This window comes from Amycolatopsis rhizosphaerae (assembly GCF_007713715.1).
Lineage (GTDB): Bacteria > Actinomycetota > Actinomycetes > Mycobacteriales > Pseudonocardiaceae > Amycolatopsis_E > Amycolatopsis_E rhizosphaerae.
This window is the reverse complement of the sequence record NZ_VJWX01000245.1, coordinates 1-10,476: the sequence shown is the minus strand read 5'-3', so window position 1 is coordinate 10,476 and position 10,476 is coordinate 1. Positions and strand designations below refer to the sequence as shown.

Here is a 10,476-nt window from a genome sequence, read left to right as displayed (position 1 = left end):
GCTCAACGGTCCTTCGCGGCCGCTGAGCGAGGTGCTGGTGCTGTGCCTGACGGCGATGGCCACCGAAGCGGGCCGCGAGGTGGCCATCGCGCCGACGCGGGTTCGGGCACGGAGGATGATCGCCGAGGTCCTGGAGCTGATGGGGCGCCTCTACCCGGCGGCCGAGACTGGTGTATAACGACCTATACGGCGCCGCTCAGGGCCGCCGCGGGGCGGTCCGATACGGTAACCCGGTCCGTGCAGGCGAGCTAGAGGAATGATCATGGGGGAGCGCATCCCAAAGGTGACGGTCGTCGTCCCGACCTACAACGAGCGGGACAACCTGCCCCGGCTCGCCGGCATGCTGGCCGCGCTCGAGGTGCCCGATCTGCACGTGCTCGTCGTGGACGACAACTCGCCGGACGGCACCGGCGAGGTGGCGGACAAGCTGGCGGCCGATTCGCCGGAGACCTTCGGTGTGCTGCACCGGACCGAAAAGGACGGTCTCGGCCGGGCCTATGTCGCCGGTATCACCCGGGCGCTGGAGGAGGGGGCCGACATCGTCATCCAGATGGACGCCGACCTCTCGCATCCGGCCGAGGCGATCCCGCGTATGGTCGCCGAACTGTCCACCTCGGACGCCGGGGTCGTGCTCGGGTCCCGGTACGTGCCCGGTGGCTCGGTGGCGGGGGAGTGGCCCTGGCACCGGCGTGCCCTGTCGGCGTGGGCGAACCTCTACGTCAACACGATCCTCCGGCTGCGGGTGAAGGACGCGACGGCGGGCTTCAAGGCCTGGCGGGCCGAAACCCTGCGCAAGATCGACCTCTCGGCGATCCAGAGCAGCGGGTACGCCTTCCAGGTGGAGATGAACTACCGCGCGGTGCGCTGCGGAACGCGGATCGCGGAGATCCCGATCCGCTTCGACGAGCGGACCGAGGGTGAGTCGAAGATGAGCCTGGGCGTGCAGCTGGAGTCCGCGGTGCTGCCGTGGAAGCTGCTGTTCGGCATTTCGCGCTCCCGCTAGGACCTGTATCGAAGTCGAGCGTTGGTCAACAGAAGTCGAGTTTCGCGTCTTGAAGCGGCGTGAGCCGTTTGCGCCACGCTGTCAACTGGCACCGCCGCGGGTTCTCAGGCGGTTCCTGGCAAGAACAGCACTGCCAGCGCTCATGAATTGGCATTCATGAGGAGGAGATCCCGCAGCCAGGGACCGCCTGAGGTTCCGCCACCCGCACCGCCACCCAAGCCACTTTGATACACGCCCTAGCCGGGCTCGGCCGGGGTTCTCACGCGGCACGGCGTCGCCGCTTCGGATCGGCGAGGACGGCCGCGCCGTAGCCCGTGTCCTCGGGGTTGATGTCGACGCCGGGTGCCACGACGCTGTCGATGCGGTCGAGTACCGCGGGTTCCAGGGTGATGTCCGCGGCGCTCAGCGCTCCCTGCAGGTGCTCGGCGGTGCGGGGGCCGATCACCGCCGCGGAGACCGCGGGGTGGGTGGTGACGAACGCCAGTGCCAGCTGGACCAGCGTCAGGCCGGCTTCCTCGGCGATGCCGGCGAGTTCGGTGGCGGCGTCGAGCTTGGCCTTGTTGCCCGGGATGTCCAGGTCGTAGTGGGCCAATGTGGTCGGGAAGGACATCGTCCGGGTGCGATGGCTGGACAGGCCGGCCGCGTCCCGCCGCCAGCGGCCGGACAGCCAGCCCCCGGCCAGCGGGCTCCAGGCGAGCACTCCCATCCGGTATGTCTCGCACGTGGGCAGTACGTCGGCCTCGACGCCCCGGGCCAGCAGGGAGTACGGAGGCTGTTCGCAGACGAAGCGTTCACGCTGCCGTCGCTCGGCGGTCCACTGCGCCTGCACGATCGTGGAGGGGGAGAACGTCGAGGAGCCCGCGTAGCGGATCTTTCCCGTGCGGACGAGGTCGGTCAGCGCGCCCAGGGTCTCGTCGAGGTCGGTGGCCGGATCGGGCCGGTGCACCTGGTAGAGGTCGATGTGGTCGGTGCCAAGGCGGCGCAGGCTCTCCTCGCAGGCCCGGACGATCCAGCGCCGTGAGGCGCCGCGTTCGTTGCGGCCGGGGCCCATCGGGCTGGACACCTTGGTGGCCAGGACGACTTCGTCGCGCCGTCCGGCGATGGCCTTCCCGACGATGACTTCGGACTCGCCGTCCGAATACACGTCGGCCGTGTCGATGATGTTGACGCCCGCGTCGAGTGCGGTGCGGATGACGGCGATCGCCTCGTCGTGGTCGGGGTTTCCCCACCTGCCGAACATCATCGAGCCCAGGCACAGCGAGCTGATCTGGACTCCGGTGCTTCCCAGCGTGCGGTACTGCATGGTGTGGACGGTCCTTCCGTGGGTGCGGCAGCGGGACGGAAACGGCCGATGGCCACTCTGGTACCGTCCCGGCTAGCGGAGTCGGCTCCGCTTGTCGTCGCAGGATATACGGAGCCGACTCCGGATAGCAAGCAGGGAGGGAGGCGCGCATGACCGATCAGCCCGTCCGGCCGAGGAGGGCCGATGCGCGAGCCAACGAGGACAAGCTGCTCGCGGCGGCCGCCCAGGCGTTCGCCCGGGACGGCGCGGCTGCGACCCTGAAGCAGATCGCCAAGGACGCGGGTGTCGGGATCGGCACCCTGTACCGGCGCTTCCCGACGCGGGAGCAGCTGGTCGACGCCACCTACCGCTACGAGACCTCCCGTCTCGCCGGCCGGACTTCGGCGCTGCTCGGCGAGCTGCCCGCCGACCGGGCCCTCAGGTCATGGATGTCCGAGGTGCTGGACTACCTTGCCACCAAGCACGGCATGGCCGACACGCTCAAATCGCTCCTGCGGGGCGACGAGCAGCTGAGCTCGCGGACGCGCGAGCAGCTGACCGGTGCGGTCGAGGAGTTTCGTCTCGCCGGAATCGCCCAGGGGGTGATCCGGCAGGACGTGCCCTCCGGTGACATCCTCGCGGCTCTGGCGGGCGTCACTCTCGCAACCGGTGCCGTCTCTCAGCGCGAGCAAGCCGAGCGACTGCTCGACCTGCTGATGGACGGCATCACCAGCTCGGAGACATGGCGTGGCCGTCGGCGGCAAAGTGTATAACGACCTATACAGCGCGGGTCGTTACGGCCAGACCTGCCCGCGGCAGGTCTGGCCGAAGACCGTCAAAAGAGCCTGCACCGGAAGCGGAGGGGCCGAGTTTCCGTAGGTGGCGGCCAGGACCCGGCGCTCGTCGCCGGGCAACCGGTCCAGCCGGACCTGTGGGTTCCGGCTGGCCAGGAGGGCGAGGCCGGGCAGGGTGCTGACGCCGAGTCCCGCCGCGACCAGGGACTGGACCGCGACGTAGTCGTCGGTCTCGAAGGCGATCTCGGGCGTGAACCCGGCTTGGCGGCAGGCGTCGAGCAGGTGGGCGCGGCAGCGCGGGCAGCCCGCGATCCAGCGTTCCCCGGCGTAGGTGGTCAGCGCCTCGCGGGAGCCGTCCCAGCTCCGCTCGCGCGGTGTGACGAGGTACCGGGGTTCGGTCAGCAGGGTGGTCGTCCGGATGGCGCGCCGGTCCGCGGCCTGGGTTTCACCGTGTTCGAAGACCAGGGCGAGGTCGACGTCGCCGTTGCGCAGGGCGGTCAGGGCCTCGGGTGGTTCGGCCTCGGTGAGGGCCAGTTCGATGCCGGGGTGGTCGGTCGCCAGGCGGGCCGCCGCGGGCGGCACGACGGTGGCCAGTGCCGAGGGGAAGGCGGCGAGCCGTACGCGTCCCGCGCGGAGACCGGCGTGTGCGGCCAGTTCCGCGTGGACCGATTCGACCTGGCCGAGGATCTCCTCGGCGCGGGTGGCGAGCAGGCGCCCGGCTTCGGTGAGGCGGATGCCCCGTCCGGCGCGCTGGAGCAGGGGCAGGCCGGCTTCGGCTTCGAGCCGGGCGAGGTGATGGCTGACCGAGGGCTGGGCGTAGTGCAGCGCTTCGGCCGCGGCCGTGACCGAGCCGGTGCGGGCCACCGCCACCAGCACGCGGAGCCGGTTCAGATCCACGGCGCGAAGCATAGACAGGTTCGATGGAATCTTCGAATACCGGCATTGGACTGATGAATCCGAGCGTGTGAGCCTGGGAGCATGCTTTCCCTCCCCACGATGACCGACGTGCTGCGGGCACGACGATTGCTCGCCACCGAACTGACGCCCACGCCGCTGCGGGCCTGTCCCGCGCTCGGGCCCGGTGTGCTGATCAAGCACGAGAACCTGCACCCGACCGGCGCGTTCAAGGTGCGCGGTGGTCTCAACCTGCTCGCCGGGCTCGACGGACCGGGCGTGGTCGGCTACTCGACCGGCAACCACGCGCAGTCGCTGGCCCATGCCGCGGGGCGGTACGGGATGCCCTGCACGATCGTGATGCCGGAGCGTCCGAACCCGGCCAAGGCGGCGGCGGTGCGGGCACTCGGGGCGGAACTGGTCGAGTACGGGGCGACGTTCGACGACGCGCGGGAGCATGCCCAGCGCCTCGCGAAGGACCGCGGTCTGCGGCTGGTGAGCGCGGCCGACGAACCGGCGCTCATCGCCGGCGTGGCGACGGCGTACCTGGAGGTTTTCGAGGCGGATCCGGACGTTGAGGCGATCGTGGTTCCGGTGGGCGGCGGATCGGGTGCGGCGGCGGCCTGCCTGGTGGCGGCGGCGGTCGCGCCCGGGTGCGAGATCTTCGCGGTGCAGTCCTCGGCCTCGCCGGCCGCTCACGATTCGTGGCGTGCCGGGACTCCGGTGCACCGTCCTAACGAGACGGTGGTGGAGGGTCTGGCGACCGGTTCGGGATTCGCCCTGACCCAGGAGCTGCTGCGGGACCGGCTGGCCGATTTCCTGCTCGTGTCCGACGAGGAGATCGCCCGGGCGCAGGCGAGGCTGCTGCGGGAGGCCCATGTCCTCGCGGAAGGTGCCGGGGCCGCTCCGCTCGCCGCGTTCGACCGGTACCGGGACCGGTTCGCGGGGCGGAAGGTGGTGCTGATGTGCACCGGCGGCAACGCCAGTCCGGCCGAGATCCGGGCGGCGGCAATGGCGGAACCCAGGCCCTGACGGGCTGCGGTGCGCCGTGAGGGGCCCCCTCACGGTCGAAAGTGACTGTGAGGGGGCCCCTCACGGCTGGCGCCGGGGTGGGCGTGCCGGTCAGCTCGCCGCCTGGTCGAACGCGCCTGCCTGGTAGGAACCGCCCTTGGTCCGGGTGATCACCAGGAGCCGGTTGGCGGCGTTGATCATGGCGACCAGGTAGACCAGTGCGGCGATCTGGTCGTCGTCGTAGTGCTTGCGCACCTGGGCCCAGGTCTCGTCGGACACGCCGTGGTGGGCGTCGGCGAGCCGGGTGCCCTCCTCGGCGAGTGCCAGCGCGGCCTGCTCGGCCTCGGTGAACACGGTGGACTCGCGCCAGGCGGCGACCAGGTTGATGCGCACCGCGGGCTCGCCGGCGGCCGCCAGTTCCTTGGTGTGGGCGTCGACGCAGAAGCCGCAGCCGTTGATCTGGCTGGCGCGCAGCTCGACCATCTCGATCACGGACTTCGGCAGCGACGACTGCATGATCGCCGCGCTGGTGGTGGCGAACCGCTTGCCGATCTTGGCGCCGAGCTCGTTGGTGTTGAGGTTGAAACGGGGTTCCATGACTCGTCCTTTCTCGTGGTGCTCGGTTGAGCGACCACAAGACGACGGTGCCCGCGATCGCGTAACACCGGCTCGTGTGACGTACGCCGCTACCGTTGCGTGTTATGCGGCGGCGGGTTCCGGCGTCAGGTGGGAGAAGCAGCCGAGAGGGAACAGGAGCTACCCATGGACGCCACGGCGCGGATCACTTCCGGTGATCGCGGTGGTCGGCCGGACCCCGCCACGGAGGCGTTCGTCGCCCATCGCAACCTGCTGTTCACCGTCGCTTACGAGATGCTCGGCTCGGCCGCCGATGCCGAGGACGTCCTGCAGGAAACCTGGTTGCGGTGGACCGGTGTCGACCTGGCCGGCGTGCGGGATCAGCGCGCGTACCTGGTCCGGATCACCACCCGTCAGGCGCTGGACCGGTTGCGCGCGCTCGGCCGCCGCAAGGAGTCCTACGTCGGCCCGTGGCTGCCGGAACCCCTGTTGACGGCACCCGACGTGGCCGCCGATGTGGAGCTGGCCGAGCACGTTTCGCTGGCGATGCTGCTGGTTCTGGAAACCCTCGCGCCGGTCGAGCGGGCGGTGTTCGTGCTGCGGGAGGTCTTCGATCTGGGTTATGAGGAGATCGCCGAGGCGGTGGGGAAAAGCCCTGCCGCGGTTCGTCAGCTGGCGTACCGGGCGCGGGCGCACGTGGCCGCGCGACGGCCGCGCGGGGTGGTTTCCGCGGCCGAGACCCGGGATGCGCTCGCGGCTTTCCGGCGGGCGGTCGAAACCGGCGATTTGCGGGATCTGCTCGATGTCCTTGCCCCGGATGTGGTGTTCCTGGGTGATGGTGGGGGTCTCGCGCGGGCCGCGCTGGCGCCCGTGGCGGGGGCCGACGCGGTGGCCGGTCTGCTCGCCGCCGGGTTGGCGAACCTCGCCGCGGGGTCGCTGCAGACGGCGCAGGTCAACGGCTACCCGGCGCTGATCCTGCGGCTCGGCGGCGAGGTCGACACCGTGCTGGCGGTGCGCATCGACGACGGCCTCGTCACCGGGATCTACTCGGTGCGGAATCCGCAGAAGCTGTCGCGTCTGCGGCGCGAGGTCATGCTGCGCCGCTGAACCCCGGACCCGGAGCTTGGGGGTCAGGCGGCGAGCGTCGCGGCCCACTCGGCTACGGCGTCGAAGTCTTCCTCGCGCAGGCCCTCGGACGGCGACACGGTGTGCAGCAGGGTCGGCACACCTTTCCGGGCCGCTTCGAACTCGGCCAGTTGGTGGGGGAACAGGTCGAAGTCGTCGTCGAACCAGGCCAGCGGGCGTCCTCGCGCGTACTGCGCGACCGCCCCGAACTTCCAGGAGGTGACGTTCCGGAAGTGGATCACCGGTAGTTCGGGCAGTCCGATCCGTGGTCCTGGTGCAGCCAGAGCGGTTCCGGTCCGTTCCCGGACAGCGGGTTCACCGGGTACTGCCGGTATCCGGCCGCCTGTTTGGCCGCGTCGGTGCCCGCGTAGGGGCTCAGCGGGCCGTCGACGTCGAGCAGCAGCAGGCCAGGTGTGCCCGCCGGGGACCGTCCAGGCCCCGCACCAGCGCGGAGAACCATGCGCGAAAGCGTACCTCCACTCGCCGGGGTGACGCGTTTTGCGATGCGAAGGCGTTGTCGCACAGGGACTTCGGACGTGGGCGCTGGTTCCGATGGTGGCGTAACGGTTCCCGGGTGGGCTAGGTTGTACGGCGATGACTACCGGGACGGCATTGCGCCACACACGGATCGGTGACCCGGTGCTCTTCTGAGCGCCGTACGGGCCGGTGCGGGCCCGCTGTTCGATCGAGGATCCTGCGCTGCCGCGCGGGCTCCGCCTCCGTCGTGTTGATCACAGGCTCGACACCTCAACCACGACAGGAGAAGTCATGCCCACCAAGACGCTGCGGATTCCCACCACCGGCGGCCAGGCCGATGCCTTCGCTGCCTTCCCCGGCCAAGGCGAGCGGCACCCGGGGGTGCTGATGTACGCGGACGCCTTCGGCATCCGGCCCGTGCTGCGGGAGGTGGCCCGCGAACTGGCCGGGCACGGGTACTACGTGCTCGTCCCCAACTACTTCTACCGGCATGGCCCGGCACCGGTGATCGAACTTCCCGAGCACATCGGAGAAGAGGTCCGGCCAGCGGTCATCGCCCAGCTGATGCCCTTGATCGAGGCGCACACCGCCGAACGCGTCGTGAGCGACGCCGACGCCTACCTCAGGTTCCTCACCACCCAGCCCGAGGTCAGTGCCGGACCGGTCGCGGTGACCGGCTACTGCTTTGGCGGCCTCCTGGCGCTACGCACCGCCGCGGCCCACCCCGGCCAGGTAGCCGCCGTCGCCGCGTTCCACGGCCCCGTGGGCGCCGACGGGCCCGGCAGCTTCTCCAGGCTCGCCGCCCAGGTCCACTTCGGCCATGCGGAAACCGATATCACGCCCGAGGCTCTCGACGAGCTCAACCGGGCCCTGGATACGGCGGGTGTCGACTACACCTCCGAGATCTACCCCGGCACCGTGCACGGCTTCACCATGTCCGATACCGACGCGTTCAATCCCGGCGCACTACAGCTCCATTGGGACCGCCTGCTCTCCCTCCTCGACCGCGCTCTGGTCAACGGCTGAGCCGTCGGCGCGTGGGCTGTCGCGCGCTCGGCTGTCAGAGTGTGGGGTCCTCGTGGCCGACGAGGTCGAGGCTGCGTCGCCAGAGTTCCCGGCGGGCGGTGGGGTCGTAGGCCTGTGTGTTGGCCCTGGTTTCGCGCGTGCGGTCGAAGAACCGGCCGGTGGTGCCGGTGAGCGCTTCGTCGGTGACGAGCCGGTGGGTGGTGGCCACGCCCTCGTCGAGACTGTCCATTGTGTACCCGATCTCGGAGAGGACGATCTTGGTGGGCATGAAGGTCGCGGGGTGGAGGCTGTTGACGGTGACTTCACCGGCGGGCAGGCGTCCGGCGAGTTCGAAGCCGGACATGATCTGTGCGAGTTTGCTTTGTCCGTAGGCGCGGGTGCCGCTGTAGTCGTGCTCGATCATCAGGTCGGTGAAGTCGACCGGGTGCTGTCCGAGTGAGGCGACGTTGACGATGCGGGCCGGGGTCGAGCGCCGTAGCAGTGGCAGCAGTTCGAGGGTCAGCAGGAATCCGGCGAGGTAGTTGACCGCGAACCGGAGTTCGTGGCCGTCGGCGCTGGTCTGCCGGGTCCGGCTCTCCGGGAGGCCGGACCCGATCCCGGCGTTGCTGACGAACACGTCGAGCCGGTCGGTCAGGTCGCGGACCTGTGCGGCGAGCCGTCGTACCTGGTTCAGGTCGGCGAGGTCGGCGACGGCGGTTCGCGGCCGTTGTCCGGTCGCGTGCCGGAGGGCGTCGGCGGTCGCGTCGAGTTTGCCGGGGTCGCGGCCGTGCAGGATCAGGGGTGCGCCTTGGGCGGCGAGTCGTTCGGCCAGTGCGCGGCCGAGGCCGTCGGTGGCGCCGGTGATGAAGATCGTCATGGGGTGCTCCGTGTGTCGGGGCCTGCCGGGGCGAGCAGGCCGAGGAGGGTGTCGATGAGGTGGGAATCGAGGGGTTCCCGCGTGGCGAGGAGCCGATACCAGGTCATGCCGAAGACGATTTCCGGGATGGCCTTCGCCGGGGGGCTGGGTGGCAGGTCGCCGCGGTCGCGGGCGCGTTCGACGAGCACCGCCAGTGCGTCGCGGCGCCGTTGGAGGAATTTCTCGCGGAAGCGTCGCCCGAAGTCCTCGTCGAGCTGCGCCTGTGCCATCAGGGCGCGCAGGGCGTCGATCACCGGCTGCCTGCGGCCGAGGGCCAGGCTCGCCTCGAGGAAGTCGTGCAGGTCCTGGCGGTAGACGCCGGTGTCGGGAATGGGGACGTAGAGGTCCGCCTTGGTCGCCAGCGCGTCGAGGAGCACGTCGGCCTTCGACGGCCACCAGCGGTAGATCGTCTGTTTGCCCGCGCCGGAGCGGGCGGCGATGCCTTCGATGGTCAGGCCCGCGTAGCCGAGCTCGGCGGTGAGTTCGTAGGCGGCGGTGAGGATGGCCATGCGGCTTGCTTCGCTGCGGTGGCGCCCGGGGCGCGCGGGAACTGGTTGGTCGCTCATCGGGACCCATGCTAGCGTAAAGCGAACCGAGACGTCTCGGTTCGAATTACTTTCTGGGAGAGGCGACACCATGAGCGAGAAGACCGCCCTGATCGTCGGGGGCACTTCGGGGATCGGGCTGGCCACCGCGCGCCGCCTGCGCGAGCGGGGCGCCACCGTGCACATCGCGGGGCGCGGCAAGGAACGGCTCGACGGCCTGGCCGCCACCGACCCGGGCCTGATCGGACATCAGGCCGACGGCGGCGATCGCGCGGCGATCACGGCCCTCGCCGAGCGCATCGGCACCATCGACTGGCTCGTCGTCACGCTCAGCGGGAGCGAAGGCGTCGGCCCGATCGCGGAGCTGGACCTCGGCATGCTCCGCCGTGCCTTCGACGCCAAGTTCTGGGCCCATCTGACCACCATCCAGGCGGCGCTGCCGCACCTCGCCCCGGCGGGTTCGATCACGCTGGTCGGGGCCGTCACGGCACGGGCGGGCATGCCGGGGACCGCGGGTATCGCCGCGCTGAACGGCGCGGTCGAAGCACTGGTGAAGCCGCTGGCGGTGGAACTCGCGCCGATCCGCGTCAACGGGGTGTCGCCCGGACTGGTCGACACCCCGTGGTGGAGCGGTATGCCCGAGGACGCGCGCCGTGAGTACTTCGCCCAGGCCGCGCGGGCCCTGCCCGCGCGGCAGGTGTCCACCGCCGACGACATCGCCGAGGTCGTGGTGCTGGCGGCGACCAACGCGGGCACCACCGGCACCGTCATCGAAGCCGACGGGGGAGCACGCCTGGTCTCGCTGGGCTGATCAGGCGAGGGCGGCGGCAGTCAAGCCGTGAAGGGTC

General features: G+C 70.5%; 13 protein-coding genes. 6 read left to right on the top strand and 7 right to left on the bottom strand.

The features are described 5' to 3' along the window. Positions 1–262: 262 nt before the first annotated feature. Positions 263–1,003 carry a polyprenol monophosphomannose synthase gene (locus FNH05_RS22405; RefSeq protein WP_144590682.1) on the top strand — a complete coding sequence of 247 codons (741 nt, stop codon included), beginning with the start codon at positions 263–265 and terminating at the stop codon, positions 1,001–1,003. A 259-nt stretch (positions 1,004–1,262) separates the two neighbouring features. Here the strand turns inward: FNH05_RS22405 and FNH05_RS22400 are convergent, their stop codons facing one another. After that, on the bottom strand, positions 1,263–2,306 hold the full coding sequence (locus FNH05_RS22400; RefSeq protein ID WP_144590681.1) for an aldo/keto reductase: 1,044 nt from the start codon (positions 2,304–2,306) through the stop codon (positions 1,263–1,265). 149 nt (positions 2,307–2,455) lie between these two features. Between FNH05_RS22400 and FNH05_RS22395 the strand changes: the two genes are divergently transcribed. Continuing rightward, positions 2,456–3,058 (top strand): TetR/AcrR family transcriptional regulator, encoded by a 603-nt coding sequence (locus FNH05_RS22395; protein ID WP_144590680.1) that lies wholly within the window; start codon positions 2,456–2,458, stop codon positions 3,056–3,058. Between the two features lie 21 nt (positions 3,059–3,079). On the opposite strand, the gene FNH05_RS22390 is transcribed toward FNH05_RS22395, so the two are convergent. After that, complete coding sequence (locus FNH05_RS22390; RefSeq protein ID WP_246127883.1) at positions 3,080–3,976, bottom strand: LysR family transcriptional regulator; 897 nt, start codon at positions 3,974–3,976, stop codon at positions 3,080–3,082. Between the two features lie 81 nt (positions 3,977–4,057). Between FNH05_RS22390 and FNH05_RS22385 the strand changes: the two genes are divergently transcribed. After that, positions 4,058–5,005: a threonine ammonia-lyase gene (locus FNH05_RS22385; protein WP_144590678.1), complete on the top strand. Its 948-nt coding sequence runs from the start codon at positions 4,058–4,060 to the stop codon at positions 5,003–5,005. Positions 5,006–5,095: 90 nt separating this feature from the next. Here the strand turns inward: FNH05_RS22385 and FNH05_RS22380 are convergent, their stop codons facing one another. Next, positions 5,096–5,581 (bottom strand): carboxymuconolactone decarboxylase family protein, encoded by a 486-nt coding sequence (locus tag FNH05_RS22380; RefSeq protein WP_144590677.1) that lies wholly within the window; start codon positions 5,579–5,581, stop codon positions 5,096–5,098. A 165-nt stretch (positions 5,582–5,746) separates the two neighbouring features. Between FNH05_RS22380 and FNH05_RS22375 the strand changes: the two genes are divergently transcribed. Further along, a complete protein-coding gene (locus FNH05_RS22375; protein WP_144590676.1) occupies positions 5,747–6,667 on the top strand; it encodes an RNA polymerase sigma-70 factor in 921 nt (306 codons plus the stop codon). A 23-nt stretch (positions 6,668–6,690) separates the two neighbouring features. Here the strand turns inward: FNH05_RS22375 and FNH05_RS22370 are convergent, their stop codons facing one another. Together FNH05_RS22370 and FNH05_RS22365 are read right to left on the bottom strand one after the other, a co-directional pair. Then, the gene (locus FNH05_RS22370; RefSeq protein WP_144590675.1) at positions 6,691–6,927 is read right to left on the bottom strand and encodes a hypothetical protein; all 237 of its coding nucleotides are present in this window, start codon (positions 6,925–6,927) and stop codon (positions 6,691–6,693) included. Then, a complete protein-coding gene (locus tag FNH05_RS22365; RefSeq protein WP_144590674.1) occupies positions 6,924–7,145 on the bottom strand; it encodes a hypothetical protein in 222 nt (73 codons plus the stop codon). The genes FNH05_RS22370 and FNH05_RS22365 overlap by 4 nt, the downstream gene beginning before the upstream one ends. A 308-nt stretch (positions 7,146–7,453) precedes the next feature. On the opposite strand from FNH05_RS22365, the gene FNH05_RS22360 reads away from it, so the two are divergent. Next, the gene (locus FNH05_RS22360; RefSeq protein ID WP_144590673.1) at positions 7,454–8,188 is read left to right on the top strand and encodes a dienelactone hydrolase family protein; all 735 of its coding nucleotides are present in this window, start codon (positions 7,454–7,456) and stop codon (positions 8,186–8,188) included. Positions 8,189–8,222: 34 nt separating this feature from the next. Here the strand turns inward: FNH05_RS22360 and FNH05_RS22355 are convergent, their stop codons facing one another. Further along, positions 8,223–9,044, bottom strand: a complete 822-nt coding sequence (locus FNH05_RS22355) for an SDR family NAD(P)-dependent oxidoreductase (RefSeq protein WP_144590672.1) — start codon at positions 9,042–9,044, stop codon at positions 8,223–8,225. After that, the gene (locus FNH05_RS22350) at positions 9,041–9,649 is read right to left on the bottom strand and encodes a TetR/AcrR family transcriptional regulator (protein WP_144590671.1); all 609 of its coding nucleotides are present in this window, start codon (positions 9,647–9,649) and stop codon (positions 9,041–9,043) included. Before FNH05_RS22350 ends, FNH05_RS22355 begins: the two co-directional genes overlap by 4 nt. Positions 9,650–9,719: 70 nt before the next feature. Here FNH05_RS22350 and FNH05_RS22345 point away from each other — a divergent pair, with 70 nt between their 5' ends. Continuing rightward, positions 9,720–10,439: an SDR family oxidoreductase gene (locus FNH05_RS22345; protein WP_144590670.1), complete on the top strand. Its 720-nt coding sequence runs from the start codon at positions 9,720–9,722 to the stop codon at positions 10,437–10,439. Positions 10,440–10,476 lie beyond the last annotated feature (37 nt).

What these genes read in the sequence shown, in the direction of transcription:
- FNH05_RS22405 (WP_144590682.1), top strand. Translation starts at nt 263, where the DNA reads ATGGGGGAGCGCATCCCAAAGGTGACGGTCGTCGTCCCGACCTACAAC.
- FNH05_RS22400 (WP_144590681.1), bottom strand. Translation starts at nt 2,306, where the DNA reads ATGCAGTACCGCACGCTGGGAAGCACCGGAGTCCAGATCAGCTCGCTG.
- FNH05_RS22395 (WP_144590680.1), top strand. Translation starts at nt 2,456, where the DNA reads ATGACCGATCAGCCCGTCCGGCCGAGGAGGGCCGATGCGCGAGCCAAC.
- FNH05_RS22385 (WP_144590678.1), top strand. Translation starts at nt 4,058, where the DNA reads ATGCTTTCCCTCCCCACGATGACCGACGTGCTGCGGGCACGACGATTG.
- FNH05_RS22380 (WP_144590677.1), bottom strand. Translation starts at nt 5,581, where the DNA reads ATGGAACCCCGTTTCAACCTCAACACCAACGAGCTCGGCGCCAAGATC.
- FNH05_RS22375 (WP_144590676.1), top strand. Translation starts at nt 5,747, where the DNA reads ATGGACGCCACGGCGCGGATCACTTCCGGTGATCGCGGTGGTCGGCCG.
- FNH05_RS22365 (WP_144590674.1), bottom strand. Translation starts at nt 7,145, where the DNA reads ATGGTTCTCCGCGCTGGTGCGGGGCCTGGACGGTCCCCGGCGGGCACA.
- FNH05_RS22360 (WP_144590673.1), top strand. Translation starts at nt 7,454, where the DNA reads ATGCCCACCAAGACGCTGCGGATTCCCACCACCGGCGGCCAGGCCGAT.
- FNH05_RS22355 (WP_144590672.1), bottom strand. Translation starts at nt 9,044, where the DNA reads ATGACGATCTTCATCACCGGCGCCACCGACGGCCTCGGCCGCGCACTG.
- FNH05_RS22350 (WP_144590671.1), bottom strand. Translation starts at nt 9,649, where the DNA reads ATGAGCGACCAACCAGTTCCCGCGCGCCCCGGGCGCCACCGCAGCGAA.
- FNH05_RS22345 (WP_144590670.1), top strand. Translation starts at nt 9,720, where the DNA reads ATGAGCGAGAAGACCGCCCTGATCGTCGGGGGCACTTCGGGGATCGGG.